Raw genomic sequence first — 16,801 nt, 5'->3', positions numbered from 1 at the left:
AAATATTAGATTTAAATAAACCCAAAAATGGTTCGGGGGTTATAAGCTAAAGCCAACCTCTTAAACAAATTATCGATAGAGAATTAAGCTTCTCTTTATTTACATCGCTACTTCCTGAAACGGAATGATTTGATGCTGGTGTTCTGAATTATAATAAGAATTGTTTTTCCATAATATAAAAGTCAATTCTAGGAGTTTTCTTTGGATGGCAACTATAGCCTTCATTTTGATACCATGCCTTGAAACCATTCTTAAGAAAATATCTCTGAACCTTTCATCAGTCCTAATTGCAGTTAATGCTGGAAAGTGCATTACCTTTCTTAAATTCCTATTACCCCGCTTGGAAATTCGAGGTTTGGATTTCACTGAGGTTCCAGATGTCTTTTCTCTTACATCTAATCCTGCATAACTGACCAACTGTCTTTTATTCTTTATTAACTCGAATCCGTTGGTTTCAGCGATAATTGTTACAGCAGTCAGATTTCCAATTCCCGGAATTGAAGATACTATTTTCATCTTTTCTACTAGAGTTTGATCTCCTTTGATAAGGATAGCAATTTCTTCTCTTATCTGCTTTTCCTGCAAATCAATAAGAGCTATTCTTTTTTTAGTTCGTTTAACTGAGCTTTCACTTGAAGTTGCAGAAGTACGTTCTGCGTGCAGTTGATTTTTCAACATTGTACGCTCATGTACAAGCTGCTCACGTTCCCTACAAAGCTGTCTCAAATCATTAAATATTTTTAAAGGAGGTTGCCATACTTCCAATTGCCTTTCCAAACCAAATCTAGCAATCGCTTGTGAAGCGCTCTTGTCAGTAATGGTTTTTATGTCAAGTGTTTTTGCATAATTACTGATCTTGTTTGGCAAAACGATGCTGACTTGTTTTTGAATACTGTAAAGATAGTAGGCTAAGGATTCATGGTAAACTCCTGTTGCTTCCATCACGTACCGTACTTCTGTTGTAGTTGATGTCTGTTTATTTACCCACGATACAAGACTTAAAAAACCTTTTTTAGTATTGGGAAATACTTTGTAGCCATAGACTTCTATGCTGATCTGTTCATCCATTCTACCAAGCGATACAACTAATTCATTTTGTGCAACATCAATTCCTACTGTCTGCTTTAATAATACCTTCATCTTATATGGTTTAGGTAAGTGATAACCTTCCTTCATCTTTTCTCCTGACTGGATATACTGGCTATTAGACTCATAATGAGCAAATTCCTTACATTCTGTTCAGATTCTAAAAGGTTAAAGAAGAGGAGGCAGTCTCTTTTCTTGAATATACCATAAGGCTATTTAAAGCAAAATCTGCTCTCGCCCTTCTTCACTATGATTATATTATACAAACATAGGAGAAGCAAAAGAAGACCGCCGGAACGGGTCATATTCACAGTTTTTATTTTTGCAGTTTATCGGCAGGGTCATTTTTTTGTTGTTGTAATTTTGCAATTTCCTTATTAAACCACCTTGTGAATCGCCCGCTTTTATTTTCCCCGGCTACAAATTTCCCATTTGGCAGCATCCCGCACTGGCAATTATCAGTAAGCAGTTTTAATTTACCGCCTTCAACAAATACGAGCCCGGTACTTTTAAGTTTTTCTAAAAAGTCATTCAGGGATTTGTATGCACCATTACGTGTTACAAAAAACTCGAGCTGCTGTTCCGCGGCAAGATCAATTTCTTGTCTCATGCATAATTCTCCAATAATGGCATGCTGTATGATATCCAGTTCAGCAGGCTCCCAGATTAGTGCTTCTGTATGCTGTTTTAAAGAACTCTTACTCAATTCAAAGTAACTATACTGCCATCCATAATTGCCTTCAATTCCCTGTAGCCTGCAGTCCAGAAACCGGTTTACGGGTTCCATTGTAAGGTCTTCTCCAAATATTTTCATGGGAAGGTGTTCGAACTTATAGGATAATCTGGTCCAGATTGTTTCAAGAAAAAGTTTTGTGGTATTATAGGAGGTTGAACTATAAAACGGCCACCAGTTTTCGTCTTTTATTGTACTTCCAAAAGGCATCCCATTGTGCTTTATCATGGAGTACTGTCCGCTGAAAATTAGACTCGGGAAATTATGCGGGCCAAATCCGGGAATGATATTGTTCAGGTCCGTTGTGACATTTGCCTCTAAGTATTTGGAAAATGATTCCCTAAAACTAAATTCGTTTGCGAATCCGTTATATCCCCAAATTATTCTAACTGGCAGTACTGCTTCAATTTTTAAAGTAGTAAAAACGGAATGTTCATGTTTTGTAAGTTCACCTGATTCATATGATGTGATATCTTTCCTGCAGACCGTTTTAAAGGCATCCCTAAACAGCCTTCCAATAAAATTTTCTGAAGTTACGGGGTCATAATTATCTACAAGAAATTGTAAATTGCTGAAACCTTCTTTTATATCTTTTGAATATAAATTTTTTTTAACCTGAATAACTGCAATAACCTGTTCAGGCCTGTATTTATACCGTTCAGTATAGGGGATTCGCTCACCTTCGCCTTCAACCAGCATCACATCAAATTCCGTTGCACAGCCCGTGATAAAGCTGTTTTTGATTACTTTTAGATTCAGTCCCTCAAAAAGTGATCTTTTCAGTACACTCTCTGTGAGCCCTTCATACATTGCTCCTATAGTAGTGGGGTGTTTAATATCCTGCTTATTGAGAATTTCTCTTTCAGCTGAAACAAATTCATCAAGGAGATCTGCAATTGTACTTATATCCATAGTGTTGATGTTTTTCTATGTTAACTGGATCTGAATGTACAGAATAATGAAGTTAAATTAAATATTTAAAGTACTAAAAAAAACATTGTAAAAAAATGACCTGCTAATTATTAGCAGGTCATTACATATACACTGGTAGTCTTTAGGCACTAATCAGAGCTGTTAAACTCAAAACTCAGCTGTTTTTCGTTCCCGAAATTATCAGAGATCCACACGTCAAAGGACTGCGAGACGGAAGACTGTGAGGTGTAATAAAGTCTGAACTCTCTTGATTTCAGCTGGTATAGGTCATTGGGGAGGTAATGCGGCTGATCGTAATACTGCAGTGTTCCGTTCCCGTCGAACTGAAAGTAACGGATAAAATAGCCGGCTCCCGTATAGCTGTTATTTTGCGCTATGCTGATCCTTATCTCCGCCGTACTGCCCCTGGCAATTTCTTTGGGCACCGGCATGACCTTCACTTCGAAAGGAAAGTCCTGCTGTATTTCCATTTTATCCTGATCGCAGGACAGCAAGGTAAATGAGCACATCAGCACTGCCAGTACCGCTCTTTTGCTTCTTTTAAAAATTGCTTTCATCTTGTCGTTTTTTAAAAATTAAACCTTAATCCCAGACCAGCTGACGGACGGAATTGCTGCAGATCAGTGCCCCACACTGCTTTGATGCGTCCCTGCAGCAGCAGGACAAAATGGTCGGACAGGTAGGTTTCAAGGGACAGCCGTCCACCAGCCCCGTAAAGGAAATTGTCGTCACTTATTATTTTTGCCCCGTCCTGAAGCAGGGCTTCACCGCGGTTGATGCTCTCATAACCCAGAACGGCAGCAAGTGATCCATTCAGGGCAAAATTCCTGTGGGCATCGCCCAGCACGAAAAAACTGTAACCGCCTTCCGCTGTAAAGGTTTCCAGTGGCAGGCGCAGGGCCTTGTACTTCGAATACTGGTGGCTGTATTCCAGTGCCCATAATTGGTAATTGCCGTTTTTTCCATTTAGGGTCATGCCCAGGTTCAGGTAATAATTACGCCATGGCATATCGCCGGACAGGGTTCCGGTAGTAACTTCGAATCCTTTTTGTCCCGGGATCATGCGCTGTGCGTAGGTCATAATAATGCCGGTCATTACCAGCATCACTGCATAGATATATTTTTTCATTTTTCTAATTTTAGGATTGCTACAATTTCAGGTGCATGTCATTGATCAGCCTTGCTTTTACCAGATCTGCATTTTCCAGCTCCAGTGTCTGGTGCCTGCCTCCGTTTTTCTCGAAAATCTCAACAAGCAGCAGCTTATCATCCGCGATGGTAAACTGGTCCAATAGGAACACATTCTGGTCTGTGCTTTTTCCTGGAATCTCCGTAAGGGGCTTGAACATGCGAAGCGCTACCAGCATTATCTGTTGTGCGGCAGTGCGTCTGGCTGTTTTTTTGTCTATCACCTTAAAGCTCATAAAATCGATGCCGAAAGGGACATTGGTTCGGTTTTCAAGCTGCGTATGAAAATAATACCTGCCATTGTGGATGTAGATTCCCTTTAAGCTGAATTGTACACCGAAACTCTGCGATGCAATGTGCTTTACGATTCGTTTGTTGTTTTTGTAAATGGTTTGCAGAATTAGTGCAGCCAGTGAGGGCGGGGTTTTCCCGAGCTCGTCAAAGAGTACATCGTTTCCTCTTGCTTTGTCCATTGACTTCTGTAGGTTGACAAGGTCATAGCTGAGGGTGGGCGGGCTGGAGCTGTACTGCACAGTAAAACTATAAAAACGGCCGTCATCGGTAATTACTGAAAAGTTCGTTTCTTCTTCAAAATTCTTGACCGATGACTTGACGCGCAATACGTTTTCCGCATCCTCGGCCTTAGAGGCAATCAGGTGTTCGCTTCCCAGATCTATATATCGGATAGCCGACGGGAAAATAAGATGCGAAGTTTTGTCATAGGTAACCTGCATATTGTAGGGTTCTATCTTTCCGAAATCAAGGTTTTCAGTTTGGTTTTCCTGCGCTGACAAGGGCAGTGAAAAGGCCATTAATAGGGCAGTTGCCCAAAATGTTTTGAAATGATTTTTCATAATAATTTATTTAGGATTGCTGTTATTTTTTAGACACCAGCAAGACCTGATATCCTGCTTTCAGGGTCACTTTGGGTGTCCTTACTTTTTTGGAGAAATAGCCCGAGATGCCCTGGACTACGCCCCGGCTCAAATCAGCGGCCATCTGCTGTCCAGTAGACTGTGTCATCATAAGGCTCGTGCCGGACTGCTGGCTCATATTGCCCGCCATTTCTGTAAGGGCATTCCTTTCAGCAGAATAGGGAACTGCTACTCCCTGCTGTCCGTCCAGATCATAAATGGTGATGTCCATCGGGATAATAATACCGTCCAGTTCGATTGAGGTGACTTTGAGCTGCAGTCGTCCTGCCTGTATCTTGGCATTCGCCGTAACAATTGTACCTGTTGCTACGGTTAGGCCTGAAATCCGGGCAGGCTCCAGTAAACGAAGGGAAACGCCGGCCTCCCCGATAATGGTCTGGGTCTGGTGCACGCAGGCCTTCACGCTGTTTTTTGGCTGTTGCAGCTCTGCTGATTTACCTGCGGTATAAAATCCGTGGTTTCCGTTTTTATCCCAGTCCGCCAGAAAAACGCTGTCGGACGCTTGGCGGTACAGCGAGGACACCCTGCTTTTTTTTGCGGGAATCAAAGCTTCAAAAGTCTCCTTTTGTAATTCAGGAGTGGGAGTAGCAATATTTTTGCCTGCAGGCTCTATGGGGCTGGCTCCTGAGGGAAGATATTTGGCGGCCATCTGATAGGATTTTTCCATGAGTGCCAGCTGATCATCAACCGTAGCAGTGGCGGGAACATCCTTTTGTGCGAGTTCCTCTTTGAGCTCCTCGAGCTGCCGGCGCAGTTCTTTTGTTTCTCCGTTGTCCTGCTGATAAAAAGATCCGAGCGTGCTTTGGGCACTACGGTAGCTGTTCAGTGCCGGATTGTTTGGCTCTTCCGCCTGATCAGGCAAGGCTTCTTTCTGCTGATCGCTATCCTCATGCCAGTAATCGGACAGCGTTGTTAACGCGTTCTTTTTTTGCTCTTCTTTGTCTTCGAGCATTTCCTCCTCATACGCTTTCTCCTTATCTGCCTGCAGTACCGATTCGCTTGCCTGAGGTACGCTGTCGTTTAGCCCGGGGTTTTTGATCTGCTTTTTATCTGTCGAAGGATTAAAGATCAAGTACATACAGCCGCTGCAGACAATACCCATCAGGGTAAAAATCAGCGGCTTTTTCAAACGCTCTACTGCCGTCTTTTTTTCATCAGGCAAAAACGAGGTACTGCTCTGGCCGGTCCCTTCTGAGAGAAGGCTGACCTTTTTCTTAGTGTCTTTCATAATCTTATTGTTTTAAAATAGGCTTTAGGGAATCCTGCAAAGGCGCCGGACTTTGTTTTCCTGACGGGGCGGGGTTTTCGATATGGTCTACAGCCATGCTATTTCGGGCAGCTGCAGTATCACGGCAGACATTGAAAATGACAACTCCGGTAAGCAACACGTACGCTGCAAAAAAGTACCGTATCACCAGATGCTGCCTTTTTACAGGCATCGCGTCCCAGTCCTTATCAAGCTTTTCCAGCCACTGGTCTATTTTTGTTCTTAAATTTTTCATAACGTTATTATTTCTGTTTTCATAGCTTGAAACGTTTAGCGGACCTATCTGCTTTTTGCTCGTGTTCTTCACTCACCAAAGCGACTGCCTGAGCTGCGCTCGGCGCCGATAGCACAGACAGGTTTGTCAGTTCCGATTTTTTCAGCAGCTGCCCAAATTGGTCTTTCCTTGCAACCTCCATTGCGTTGAGGGAAAATTTACCGTTCAGGTATTTTACCAGCATAATGCAGCGTACACTGGGCTTGTCCGCGCCCGACCATTGCAGGTAGCCTGTCAGCAGCAAGTGCTCTTTGGGTAAACAGTCTGCTTCTTTTCGGCAGCTTTCAAGGTATTCCGAGATGCTGTCTCTGAGCTTTCCGGCATGCGCACCCTGCGTATGGAAATAACCGCTATATCCTTTGTCAGTTAGGACTCTCGCGAATGCGTCTAAATCTAATAATGCTTCCATGAGATTTTTTTTACCGTTCAATAACTTCTATGTCCCTGTTTTCAACCACCGCAAACTTTTCAATAGTAAAGCCCTGAGGGTTATTGTCCGAACGCACCGAGTTGACCAGTAGGCAGGATGTAACCAGACTGCGCCGGGTCACATTGCTGGAACGTATTATAATCTGCCGGGCATAGCTTCTCACCGCATACGGATACGTCTCGAAATTGCAGACCACACTGTCTATCTCGATACGCTGCTGTACATTGCCCGATATGATACGGCTGTAATAGCCTTTCTCCAAAAGGTCCTTGTAATAGTCAAAGGCGCTTTTATCGGCAAGGTTAAATGCCCTTTTCATGTTGCTTTCAATGGCATTTTTGTCCGGTGCCAGGGTAAAGAACAGCTCGTGAAAGCGCCTTACGTGCTCGCGGGCTTCAACCGGACGGTTGATCGAGGCGTCCTGGGCAAGTGCCAGCATGAGCGATTTGCCATTGTCCAGCACATAAATTTTCTGGCGCTGCAGCTCGGCAAAACCGTACGATTTCCAAAGGGCGTATCCGGTCACCGTTGCACAGAGCCCGGCAAACACGATGGCGTAGAGCCTGATCTGCCGGAAACTGTTTTCTATATTTCTCAGTGTTTTAAATTCCATTTTATTGAATATTTATAGTTATTTATTGATCAGCCTTCCGGCAATGTTGCCAGCGGCCGATCCTGCTCCGGCGCCTGCGATATTTCCGGATTTCATGGCAGTCTGGTGAACGTTTCGTGAAAAGTTTCCTGCGCCTCCTGCCTGTATAATCCAGCCTGTCACCGTCGGAATAGTAAAATAACCCACGATACCGATGATCATAAAAATGATGTACACGGTGTTTGAGGTGTCGGGAATAAAAGCGGGATCAGCAAGCATTTCAATGTCCCTTTCAATGATCAGTGACTGGATCCTGGCCAGCATTGAGCTGAACAGGTCCGCTACGGGAAGCCAGAGATAAACGCTGACGTAACGGGTAATCCACTGGGTGAGTGTTGACTCAAAGCCGTCCCAGACTGATATGGCAAATGCAATAGGGCCAAGGATCGAGAGAACGATCAGAAAGAAAGTCCGTATGGTATCGATAACCAGCGCTGCAGCCTGAAACAGTATTTCAAGCAGGTTGCGAAACCATTCTTTTATTATTTTCTCTATCTGATAGGTCTGCCTGTCCATATACATTCCTGCCATAGTCCCGATATCCGAAGGCGACCAGCCCAGCTCGTCGAGTTTTTTGTCGAACTCCGCGTCCGATACCATATAGGCTGTCTCGGGATTGCGGATCATCGCCTCATGCTCCAGCTGGTCTTTTTTTGCCTGCAGATCGTTCAGGTCCAATACCTGGTCTTCCAGAATGCTGTGCGTTCCCTGCACTATCGGGCTTAATACGGCATTGATTGTGCCCAAGACCATAGTTGGAAAAAACATGATGCAGAGTCCCAGCGCAAAAGGTCTCAGCAGCGGGTATACATCAATAGGTTCTGCACGGCTGAGCGCCTGCCATACTTTTATGGCTACAAAAAACAGTGCCCCGAGTCCTGCAAGTCCCTTGGCCACCGCCGCCATATCGGCGGAGAGTGGCAGCATCTCATCATAAAGTGAGCGGAGGACCTGGTGAAGATTATTAAATTCCATTTCACCAGTATTTTTGGTCAGGAGTGCCGTAAAGCTCAAGCACCCTTTTGGTGCTGTTCTGCTTTTTAGCCCTCAGGATGCTGACCGAAATATTCTTGTTGGTATAGTAGCGCACCAGGCTATGGTATTCTTTTACCTCCTTGTATACGCGGTCAACAATGTCCATTCGTTCCTTATCACTGAGCGACAAGCTTGATGAGGTTACAATCTGCTTGAGTTCTTTTAAAAGCTCGGTACTTTCTCCCAGCAGCGCCGAATACCCCTTGGCAATTGCGGTTAGTTCTCGTGCCGAAAAGTTAGGGTCACTGAGCATCCTGCCGAAATTCTGTACATACATTTCCGATACATCGCCCACCAAGAGTACTGTCTGCTGTACCTTGCGTGCGTCTTTTACCAGATTATTAATGGCCTGCAGCTTGTCATAATATTCCTTGCCCTGCTTATACACCTTTTCGACTTCCTTGAAGTTTTTAACTACATTGCTTACCGTAGAGGAAGTCTGTATGATTTCGTTTGCGCTGTTGAGAATCCCCGAGGCCAGGTTGGCCGGGTCGGTAACCACGAACTGCGCTTTTGCTGATGGTGCAGCGGCAAGCATAATTGCCGCAGACACCATAAATAATATTTTTTTCATTTTTATAGATTTAGAATTATTACTAATTATGGATTTTCGTGCTCGCGCCTCCTTATGGCTATCTGCTTGATGGCGAGCTCTACATTTCCCCCAAGTTCCGAGGCAAGCTGCATCACTTCCAGTTTTTCGGTTTCTTCGGTTGTGTAGGCGTAATACTCTTCGAGGCTGACTTCTGTGGCATAGACCGCGGAGTGCGTTCCGCCAAGTCCGATCCATACTTCCTTGTAAAGGCGTGATGGATCATTGTTCATATTAATGGAAAGCACCTGGGCCTTTTCCTTATCGGTCAGCCCCAACATGGCCTGGATGTCATCAAACTTGTTCATATATTTGCGCTGGTCAAGCAGTATCTTGCAGTCCGAATTGTTGATGATGCTTTCCTTGACAATAGGGGACTTAATAATATCATCAACTTCCTGGGTCACTACAATGGCCTCTCCAAAGAACTTGCGGACAGTCTTGAAAAGATACTTGAGGTATTCGGCCATTCCTTCCTTGGCAATCGCTTTCCATGCCTCTTCAATCAGGATCAGTTTGCGGATACCTTTAAGCCTGCGCATCTTATTGATGAAAACTTCCATAATGATGATGGTCACGATTGGAAATAGGATTTTATGGTCCTTGATTGCATCAATTTCAAACACTATAAAACGTTTGGAGAGCAGGTCGAGCTGTTTATCGGAATTCAGCAGGTAATCGTATTCGCCTCCTTGGTAATAAGGCTCTAGTACATTTAAGAAATTTGCTAGGTCAAAGTCTTTTTCCCTTACCTGCTTTGCTTCCAATACCTGACGGAAATCCTCCTTTACGTAACGGTAAAAACCATTAAAAGAAGGAAATGCATCAAGTTGCCTGATCCTTTCAATATAGCCGCTCACGGCATTGGAGAGTGCCACCTCTTCGGAGCGCGTGGGAGGCTCGTCATCACGTTTCCATAAGGTCAGTATGAGGGTTTTGATGCTTTCCCTCTTTTCAATATCGAAAACCCCGTCGTCGGTATAAAAAGGATTAAAGGCAATGGGATTGTCCTCGGTATAGGTAAAATAGACCCCGTCTTCGCCTTTGGTTTTTGCTTTGATAAGCTCGCACAAACCCTGATACGAGTTGCCGGTATCCACCAGCAATACATGGGACCCTTGCTCATAATACTGCCTCACCATATGGTTGGTAAAAAAAGATTTGCCGCTTCCCGAGGGGCCGAGTATGAACTTGTTGCGGTTGGTAATAATACCGCGTTTCATCGGCAGGTCCGAAATGTCCAGATGGATCGGTTTCCCTGTAAGCCTGTCCGCCATCTTGATACCAAAAGGAGATGGCGAATTATGGTAATTGGTTTCCTCTGTGAAGAAACACAAAGCAGGCTCGATAAAAGTGTAAAAGCTTTCCTCGCTAGGGAAATCTCCCGCATTTCCTGGCATTCCCGCCCAATACAGTGTAGCGGTATCAGTCGTGTTATGCCTTGGCTTGCATTCCATAAGGGCGAGTGCGCTCCCGCAGTCGTTCTTCAGCTGTTTGAGCTCGGATGGGTCGTCCGACCATGCCATGATATTGAAATGCGCGCGGATGGAAGACAGTCCAAAAGAATGTGCCTCATTGAGATAGCGTTCGATCCATTCTTTGTTGATCTGGTTCGCGCGGCTATATCGTGCCAGCGAGTGCATGTTTCGGGCTGACTTTTCAAACTTCAGCAGATTCTCTTCGCTGTTGTCCAAAAACAGGTACTGGTTGTAAATGTGGTTGCAGTTCAGCAGCAGTCCCACAGGCGCGGCAAAAGAAAGACGGCAGTCACTGCGGTCGGTTGACAGTTTTTCATATCGCGTATCAGCCGATACAGATGAGGGCAGGTTGTCGGTGTCAGAAAGGGTATGCAGGCACAGCCTTTTGTTTCCCACACGGACCTCTTCGCTGCCCAAGGCAATATCCTGCAGCGGTGTTCCGGTTTCCCTTGACAGGGTCAGGTACTGTTCCAGCAGTCCCTGTCTGTCTTCAGATCCAACAATGTCGTCTTCACTCATCCGACTGATTTTGACAAATCCGCAATCGTTTATAATGCGCTCAAACTGCGCCACGGCTTCCATAAAACGATGTATTGTCTCTTTGTCCCGTATTTCCTTTGGTATCAGTGTACCTTTGCATAGCGAGGAGAAATTGCTCTGCATCCTCATGCGCTCTTTGGTGGTCTTGGTCAGGAACAGGTAGCAGTAATGGTTCAGGAACGGACGCTCATTAAAGTGCCGCTGGTAAGACCTGGCCAGAAAACTATGGTCATCCTTATCTAATTCAGGATCATAATTTTCCCTGATGTACCAGTCCTGTTTATGGACGACCGTGAAATCTGGTAGGGTCTTAATGGCCTTATGCCAGGCAGAATGAATAGCCTCATACTCGGCGGAGGCCACCGTGAAGAGTTCGGGCAGCCGCACTTCAAAGCACGCAGTAATATCGGCGTCCTTGGAAAGTATGCAGTTGTTCTCTACTGCCAGCAGTGGAAATCTGCTTTCCAGTGTTGTGGTCTTGGCTGTATTTCTCATGCCGTAGTGGGTTTAGGAGTTGACCTTAAGCAGCGACGTACTGGTTTTCGGCAGATGATGTATCGGGGATGCCTTTTTTTTGCTCCGATTTTCATCAGTCCGTGTTCACCGTATTTTCTGTTGAGCGAGAAGGTCTGCCACACAATCAGCGAAGCACCGCCTGCCCCAAGAAAAAGACAGATATAAGAACTGGTTCCGGCCATATACAGGATCATGACCAGGATAAGTATTCCCAGCAGTCCGCCTGCGAAAATGAAAAGGTACTGCGCCTTGAGCCCCCTGAACTCGACTGTCCTTCCAATACCTTTGTTGATGTTGTACGTATCCATAGTGCAGGGTTAAAGGAAGAAGGAGCGCAGTATGGTAGCCGCTACAATAAGGAAGATACAGGCTCCGAACCAGCTTGCCGCGGTTTTTGAGGTGTCGGGGTCCCCGCTGCTGAATTTGTTATACACTTTAACCCCGCCAATTAATCCTACTACTGCGCCTATGGCATAGATAAGCTGAGTGGCAGGGTCAAAATAAGAGGTGACCATCTGCGTGGCTTCCGTGATACCTGCCGTACCGTTTCCCTGCGCAGATAACTGTAAGGATGACAGCACTAACATTGCTGCCTGCAGGATTTTTTTTCTCTGTTTTTTCATCATTAAACACTTTAGATTGTTACTGTTTTCCCGCACTATGCGGGCTCTGACGACAAAAGTGTGATGAAAATTGAGTGCCTGAAGTGAAGTGGCTTTCTGTGGAACTACTTGGCAGTCAGATGTAGAAAAATGTAATTTTCAGGCAAAAAAAAAACGCCGAAACGACAGTGTTTCGACATTAAAATTTGTTATTTGAGCGCAAACGAAAAAGCTAAGTATTTGTGTCCTTTAAAACTTAAACTACCGAATGTATCAATCATTAAATAATAAAGGGGGTTTTGTCCTTAGACAAAATCCCCAATATCAAAATCATTGAAATCATTTTTCCGCAGATAAGAAGAACCGGAATCCTTTTCAGAGGAAAGGCTGCCGTCCAGCAGCTCTGCTATTTTTCGGGAAGCACTTTCCATGGAATTTTCCAGCAGGCTGAATAATTCGGTTCCTTGTATTTTTTGAACTAATGCAATGGCTGTTTCCTTTTGGGATGGCTCGAGCTTGTCCTTTATCAGCAGCATCCCCACAGCGCTTAGTTCCTCGAAGGTAACCCCTTGGGCAAAACCGTCATTCCATGCCGACATTCCATAGCCGTTCCATTCTTCTTCTTCCTCTTCCAAATCGGGCTGATTTCTGAGAACATCGTCCAGTTCTTCCTGCGGATTATCTATATCGAAATCTTCTTTGTCGATTTCAATATTAAAATTATCGGTTTGTTGTTTCTTGTTGCTGTTTGGAGGCTCAGCGGCACACTTTGGCGTCGAAAGGCGTTGTACCGTTTTAGGCTGTCCCATAACATTCGGCAGTTGATGATTGGGTTTCCCGCGAACAGGTTTTTCCTTTTTCCGTATCCGAATACTAATTTTATCATGCAGGAGTAGGGCCATTACAGCCAAAAGGCATATCAAAATTAACGTTTCCATAATTAAAATATAGGTTTGTACTTATCATTAAAACTTGAGATAATCTGCTCACCAAACTCCTGAAAATGATATTCGAGCAGATTGTCCAGATACGCGTAAATGCTGATCTTATCCTCTCCAATAACCTGTACGATACGGGTAAGCTTCTCATGAAAATCCGGCCGGATATAAACTGTTTTTCCTTCACGGGCGTTGGTTTGCGACTTTTTGAAAAAGAGACTTTCGTAATTTTCTTCAGCTGTTTTTTTGATTTTGCTGCGCTCTTTCGGAAAATATTTTTCCTTGGACTTTTTTATAACATCTTTAGGCTGCTCGGAAGGAAGCTGCAAACCTTCTTTTTTTACTCCCTCTACCATGAGGTTCATCATCATCTCTTCGTCTATTTCAGGAATAGCTTTTTTGTTATTGTATTTTTCCATGATGCTATAATTGAGTGATTCGTAAAAATTCTGTCATAAACTGGTCCAGACGGCACGTGCTCATCAGCCGTTCATCAGGAGGCATTAGGGTGGAACGAAAAACAGTTTTTGCATCTGCTTCGCTTTCTTTGCGAAAACGTGTGCTGTTCATGATCTGGCAGTCCATTAGGCTTAAGCCTAGCTCATTAATAAGTTTGTTATAGACCTCGTACAGAGGGGAGCGTTCACGGCCGTCCACCTGATTCCAAAACAGGTTGATTGTTTTTATGGACGTGTCTCCTTTTTTCATAATAACATCCTTCATAAGCTGGGTAAAAATAAGGGTGCTTTCCATCACAACACGGTCCGCTGTGATCGGCGTAAAAATGTGATGCATACCCGCAAGGGCTTTCAAAATGCCAGGAGTGTTTACTGTTCCCGGAAGATCAAAAAAAATATAATCAACAGGAGCTGATAGAGAATCTACAAAGTCATGTGCCGCCTGAAGCACTCCTTCGGCTTTATGCTGAAAGATCGGATAAGCTTTCTTGTCAATAGCTGTAAACTGCCTGAAGGCAGCCTTTTTCAAAAACTCATTTTCCATGACCATTGATAAATCCCGGTCTTTCATTTTCATGAGACTATGCTGCGGGAAGTCGGCATCGAATACCGCCACATTGTAGCCAAGGCGGTAATGCAGGGTACTGGCGGCAAGTGCCGTAAAGGTGCTTTTGCCCACACCCCCCTTTTGGGAGGAAAAGGCAACGAATACGGGTTGGTTTTCTGTTTTCATTTTTATGTTATTTAATATTTACTTATATCTGTACGCGCAGTTGTAAGTACCCAGGTGGACCTTTCAGTGTGTACTTATGCACTTGGCCGTATATGTACATGATGCGGTATTTAGGTACTCACCAATGTTGATGCATTTTTAGTGAGTTATGTACATTGGCAGATATTTGTGATCTTATTTATATATAAACCCAAATCTGTAAATCTGGGCATGTGCAGGTGCATATATAATTGATAAATTACATCCCAACATACTTACATCCCTGCGCCTTTTTGCACATACAAAGAAATGCAGGTATATATGTGCTTCATTTTAGCTGGCACTAATTGGCGTTCAAAGACTTTTTTCGGTACTCTGCTGACTTATAGTACTTTGACAGAGAGTACTTTCTTTTGTACTGTGATTTTTACTAACGGACTTATGCAAAAACAAATAAATATTTCTGGCAATAAAGAGGACAGCGTCAAGCTGTCTTTCCTTCTATATTTAATCCGTCCCGAAGGGCGGATTTTTGTGTTCGCCAGAACACGGCAAGTTGTGTTTTGAGGCACTCGAAATTGAATTCGTGCCCCAAAACAACTTGCCCTTCCGGGGGCTGGAAAAACCTTCCGGAGTCAGGTTTTATTGCAGAAGTTATAATTGATTTGAGATGAAAGAAGAAAATAAAAGAAGAGGCGGCAAAGGGGGCAGGAATCCGAAAATTGATCCCAGTATACACAGACATGTTTTTCGTTTGACTGAAAAGGAAAATGCGAAACTGTTATCGCTATATGAATCGTCAGGAATGCACAATAAGGCAAAATTTATTATATCCCTTTTATTTGGAAAAGAAGTCAAGACAGTTAAAATAGACAAGGGAACAGTTGATTTTTATATGCGGCTGACCACATTGCACAGTCAGTTCCGGTCAGTAGGAGTAAATTATAATCAGGTCGTGAAACTTTTGTACCGTAATTTTTCGGAGAAAAAGGCGGCAGCATACTTGTACAAGTTGGAAAAACAGACTGCCGAATTTGCCGCATTGTGCCAAAAAATTATCCTGATTGTACAGGAATTTGAGGAAAAACATTTTAAAAACCACCCTTAAAATGATAGCGAAAATTGGCAGAGGCAGCAATCTTTATGGTGCATTGGCATACAATCAGATCAAAGTACAAAAAGAAAAAGCACAGGTCCTGTTTACCAACAAGATGATTGAAACACCAGGCGGTATATATTCAGCGGCACAGTTAGCACAGTCTTTTGAACCTTATATATTGGCCAACCGTAATACGGAAAAACCCGTACTTCATATTTCACTTAACCCTGACCCAAAAGATAATGTCAGCGATGACAGATTTATCGCAATAGCAGAGCAATACATGAAGGAAATGGGATACGGGCAGCAGCCTTTTGCAGTATTCAAACACTCCGATATAAAGCGTGAGCATATCCATATAGTAACAATCTGCGTAGATGAAGAAGGAAAGAAGATTTCGGATAAGTTTGAGAAAAGAAGATCTATGGCCGTTTGTCGGGAGCTGGAAAGAAAATATGGACTGATATCCGCGCAGGACAAAGCAAGCAGGCAGCAGGACAAAATATTCAATCCGGTGGATTACAGGGCAGCTGATGTTAAAAGTCAGATAGCATCGGTAATCAGGCATCTTCCCAAATATTACCAATTTCAGACTTTGGGCGAATATAATGCCCTTCTTTCCCTGTTTAATATTACTGCTGAAAAAATGGAAAGCCAACTACACGGAAAAATCAGGCAGGGTTTACTATATCTTCCATTAAACGAACATGGAGAGCGGGCTGGACGTGCACTGAAAGCCTCTTTATTTGGAAAGAATGTAGGACTTCCCGCGTTAGATGTCCATTTTGGCAGATGCAAAAAAGCTTTAAAAGAAAATTCAGGAACATTAAAACTTAAAGAGACAATACGGGCTGCATTACACTCAACTGATAACGAAATGGATTTTAAAAATAAGCTACTCCATCAGGGGATAAATACAGTAGTTCGCAGAAACGAAACGGGGCGTATTTATGGCATCACTTTTATTGACCATAATTTCAGGACAGTATGGAACGGTTCGCGTTTAGCTACTGAATTTTCAGCTAATACTTTTAATAAGCATTGGAGTAACGACATTATACAGGAGACAAAAGAATCGCTGGCCTTCAATTCAAAAATAGTCATAGATAATTTTGATGATCTTCCTGATGAAAATCTACATAAACTTTTTAAGTTTCTAAATAATGAAACTGGTGTTGTAAGCCAGGAAAATAATTTTTCATTAGGAGCTTTTGGAGGACTGCTGCCCGAAGCGAATGGGGAAGATTATATGGAGGATGCTTTTGCTGCTAAAATGAAGAAGAAAAGAAAACGTAATAGGGATAAATAAATTTTAATAGTATAATAATATGCA

19 protein-coding genes are annotated in these 16,801 nt (G+C 43.4%); 2 read left to right on the top strand and 17 right to left on the bottom strand.

Annotated features, from left to right (window positions below; all coding sequences use genetic code 11):
- Positions 1-99: 99 nt before the first annotated feature.
- The 17 genes from DMB65_RS09970 to DMB65_RS09890 all read right to left on the bottom strand — a co-directional run bounded on the left by DMB65_RS09970 (position 100) and on the right by DMB65_RS09890 (position 14,390).
- Positions 100-1,140 carry an IS110 family RNA-guided transposase gene (locus DMB65_RS09970; protein ID WP_110306611.1) on the bottom strand — a complete coding sequence of 347 codons (1,041 nt, stop codon included), beginning with the start codon at positions 1,138-1,140 and terminating at the stop codon, positions 100-102.
- A gap of 262 nt (positions 1,141-1,402) precedes the next feature.
- Positions 1,403-2,731 carry a DUF6602 domain-containing protein gene (locus DMB65_RS09965; RefSeq protein WP_110306502.1) on the bottom strand — a complete coding sequence of 443 codons (1,329 nt, stop codon included), beginning with the start codon at positions 2,729-2,731 and terminating at the stop codon, positions 1,403-1,405.
- Between the two features lie 149 nt (positions 2,732-2,880).
- Positions 2,881-3,309, bottom strand: coding sequence for a DUF3872 domain-containing protein (locus tag DMB65_RS09960; RefSeq protein WP_110306501.1), 429 nt, complete (start codon positions 3,307-3,309; stop codon positions 2,881-2,883).
- A gap of 11 nt (positions 3,310-3,320) precedes the next feature.
- On the bottom strand, positions 3,321-3,881 hold the full coding sequence (locus DMB65_RS09955; RefSeq protein WP_110306500.1) for a conjugal transfer protein TraO: 561 nt from the start codon (positions 3,879-3,881) through the stop codon (positions 3,321-3,323).
- Positions 3,882-3,900: 19 nt separating this feature from the next.
- The gene (gene traN, locus DMB65_RS09950; RefSeq protein WP_110306499.1) at positions 3,901-4,794 is read right to left on the bottom strand and encodes a conjugative transposon protein TraN; all 894 of its coding nucleotides are present in this window, start codon (positions 4,792-4,794) and stop codon (positions 3,901-3,903) included.
- 22 nt (positions 4,795-4,816) lie between these two features.
- Positions 4,817-6,103: a conjugative transposon protein TraM gene (gene traM / locus DMB65_RS09945; protein ID WP_110306498.1), complete on the bottom strand. Its 1,287-nt coding sequence runs from the start codon at positions 6,101-6,103 to the stop codon at positions 4,817-4,819.
- Between the two features lie 4 nt (positions 6,104-6,107).
- Entirely contained in the window at positions 6,108-6,377 is a 270-nt protein-coding gene (locus DMB65_RS09940) for a nitrogen regulatory IIA protein (RefSeq protein WP_110306497.1), read from the bottom strand.
- A 19-nt stretch (positions 6,378-6,396) separates the two neighbouring features.
- Positions 6,397-6,825 carry a hypothetical protein gene (locus DMB65_RS09935; RefSeq protein WP_110306610.1) on the bottom strand — a complete coding sequence of 143 codons (429 nt, stop codon included), beginning with the start codon at positions 6,823-6,825 and terminating at the stop codon, positions 6,397-6,399.
- A 10-nt stretch (positions 6,826-6,835) separates the two neighbouring features.
- On the bottom strand, positions 6,836-7,459 hold the full coding sequence (traK, locus tag DMB65_RS09930) for a conjugative transposon protein TraK (protein ID WP_110306496.1): 624 nt from the start codon (positions 7,457-7,459) through the stop codon (positions 6,836-6,838).
- Positions 7,460-7,477: 18 nt separating this feature from the next.
- Positions 7,478-8,473 carry a conjugative transposon protein TraJ gene (traJ, locus tag DMB65_RS09925; protein ID WP_110306495.1) on the bottom strand — a complete coding sequence of 332 codons (996 nt, stop codon included), beginning with the start codon at positions 8,471-8,473 and terminating at the stop codon, positions 7,478-7,480.
- Position 8,474: 1 nt separating this feature from the next.
- The gene (locus DMB65_RS09920) at positions 8,475-9,107 is read right to left on the bottom strand and encodes a DUF4141 domain-containing protein (RefSeq protein ID WP_095382658.1); all 633 of its coding nucleotides are present in this window, start codon (positions 9,105-9,107) and stop codon (positions 8,475-8,477) included.
- Positions 9,108-9,133: 26 nt separating this feature from the next.
- A complete protein-coding gene (locus DMB65_RS09915) occupies positions 9,134-11,638 on the bottom strand; it encodes a TraG family conjugative transposon ATPase (RefSeq protein ID WP_110306494.1) in 2,505 nt (834 codons plus the stop codon).
- Complete coding sequence (locus DMB65_RS09910; protein ID WP_095382660.1) at positions 11,635-11,967, bottom strand: DUF4133 domain-containing protein; 333 nt, start codon at positions 11,965-11,967, stop codon at positions 11,635-11,637. Before DMB65_RS09910 ends, DMB65_RS09915 begins: the two co-directional genes overlap by 4 nt.
- Before the next feature lie 9 nt (positions 11,968-11,976).
- On the bottom strand, positions 11,977-12,282 hold the full coding sequence (locus DMB65_RS09905) for a DUF4134 domain-containing protein (protein ID WP_095382661.1): 306 nt from the start codon (positions 12,280-12,282) through the stop codon (positions 11,977-11,979).
- 284 nt (positions 12,283-12,566) lie between these two features.
- Positions 12,567-13,199, bottom strand: a complete 633-nt coding sequence (locus DMB65_RS09900) for a conjugal transfer protein TraD (protein ID WP_110306493.1) — start codon at positions 13,197-13,199, stop codon at positions 12,567-12,569.
- Between the two features lie 2 nt (positions 13,200-13,201).
- Positions 13,202-13,618, bottom strand: coding sequence for a DUF3408 domain-containing protein (locus tag DMB65_RS09895; RefSeq protein ID WP_110306492.1), 417 nt, complete (start codon positions 13,616-13,618; stop codon positions 13,202-13,204).
- 4 nt (positions 13,619-13,622) lie between these two features.
- On the bottom strand, positions 13,623-14,390 hold the full coding sequence (locus tag DMB65_RS09890; protein ID WP_110306491.1) for a ParA family protein: 768 nt from the start codon (positions 14,388-14,390) through the stop codon (positions 13,623-13,625).
- A gap of 649 nt (positions 14,391-15,039) precedes the next feature.
- Between DMB65_RS09890 and mobA the strand changes: the two genes are divergently transcribed.
- Positions 15,040-15,477 carry a conjugal transfer protein MobA gene (gene mobA / locus DMB65_RS09880; RefSeq protein WP_110306489.1) on the top strand — a complete coding sequence of 146 codons (438 nt, stop codon included), beginning with the start codon at positions 15,040-15,042 and terminating at the stop codon, positions 15,475-15,477.
- Between the two features lies 1 nt (position 15,478).
- A complete protein-coding gene (mobB, locus tag DMB65_RS09875) occupies positions 15,479-16,777 on the top strand; it encodes a conjugal transfer protein MobB (protein ID WP_110306488.1) in 1,299 nt (432 codons plus the stop codon).
- Positions 16,778-16,801: the final 24 nt, after the last annotated feature.

The organism is Flavobacterium cheongpyeongense (genome assembly GCF_003202435.1).
Lineage (GTDB): Bacteria > Bacteroidota > Bacteroidia > Flavobacteriales > Flavobacteriaceae > Flavobacterium > Flavobacterium cheongpyeongense.
The sequence above is the reverse complement of the archived record's forward strand: the minus strand, read 5'-3'. Positions and strand labels throughout refer to the sequence as shown.

Excerpts from the sequence above, each read along its gene's own strand:
- DMB65_RS09910 (WP_095382660.1), bottom strand. The coding sequence starts at position 11,967 with ATGGATACGTACAACATCAACAAAGGTATTGGAAGGACAGTCGAGTTC.
- DMB65_RS09960 (WP_110306501.1), bottom strand. The coding sequence starts at position 3,309 with ATGAAAGCAATTTTTAAAAGAAGCAAAAGAGCGGTACTGGCAGTGCTG.
- DMB65_RS09920 (WP_095382658.1), bottom strand. The coding sequence starts at position 9,107 with ATGAAAAAAATATTATTTATGGTGTCTGCGGCAATTATGCTTGCCGCT.
- DMB65_RS09935 (WP_110306610.1), bottom strand. The coding sequence starts at position 6,825 with ATGGAAGCATTATTAGATTTAGACGCATTCGCGAGAGTCCTAACTGAC.
- DMB65_RS09895 (WP_110306492.1), bottom strand. The coding sequence starts at position 13,618 with ATGGAAAAATACAATAACAAAAAAGCTATTCCTGAAATAGACGAAGAG.
- DMB65_RS09970 (WP_110306611.1), bottom strand. The coding sequence starts at position 1,140 with ATGAAGGTATTATTAAAGCAGACAGTAGGAATTGATGTTGCACAAAAT.
- traJ (WP_110306495.1), bottom strand. The coding sequence starts at position 8,473 with ATGGAATTTAATAATCTTCACCAGGTCCTCCGCTCACTTTATGATGAG.
- DMB65_RS09915 (WP_110306494.1), bottom strand. The coding sequence starts at position 11,638 with ATGAGAAATACAGCCAAGACCACAACACTGGAAAGCAGATTTCCACTG.
- mobA (WP_110306489.1), top strand. The coding sequence starts at position 15,040 with ATGAAAGAAGAAAATAAAAGAAGAGGCGGCAAAGGGGGCAGGAATCCG.
- DMB65_RS09890 (WP_110306491.1), bottom strand. The coding sequence starts at position 14,390 with ATGAAAACAGAAAACCAACCCGTATTCGTTGCCTTTTCCTCCCAAAAG.
- DMB65_RS09965 (WP_110306502.1), bottom strand. The coding sequence starts at position 2,731 with ATGGATATAAGTACAATTGCAGATCTCCTTGATGAATTTGTTTCAGCT.
- mobB (WP_110306488.1), top strand. The coding sequence starts at position 15,479 with ATGATAGCGAAAATTGGCAGAGGCAGCAATCTTTATGGTGCATTGGCA.
- DMB65_RS09905 (WP_095382661.1), bottom strand. The coding sequence starts at position 12,282 with ATGAAAAAACAGAGAAAAAAAATCCTGCAGGCAGCAATGTTAGTGCTG.
- DMB65_RS09900 (WP_110306493.1), bottom strand. The coding sequence starts at position 13,199 with ATGGAAACGTTAATTTTGATATGCCTTTTGGCTGTAATGGCCCTACTC.
- DMB65_RS09955 (WP_110306500.1), bottom strand. The coding sequence starts at position 3,881 with ATGAAAAAATATATCTATGCAGTGATGCTGGTAATGACCGGCATTATT.
- traK (WP_110306496.1), bottom strand. The coding sequence starts at position 7,459 with ATGGAATTTAAAACACTGAGAAATATAGAAAACAGTTTCCGGCAGATC.
- traM (WP_110306498.1), bottom strand. The coding sequence starts at position 6,103 with ATGAAAGACACTAAGAAAAAGGTCAGCCTTCTCTCAGAAGGGACCGGC.
- DMB65_RS09940 (WP_110306497.1), bottom strand. The coding sequence starts at position 6,377 with ATGAAAAATTTAAGAACAAAAATAGACCAGTGGCTGGAAAAGCTTGAT.
- traN (WP_110306499.1), bottom strand. The coding sequence starts at position 4,794 with ATGAAAAATCATTTCAAAACATTTTGGGCAACTGCCCTATTAATGGCC.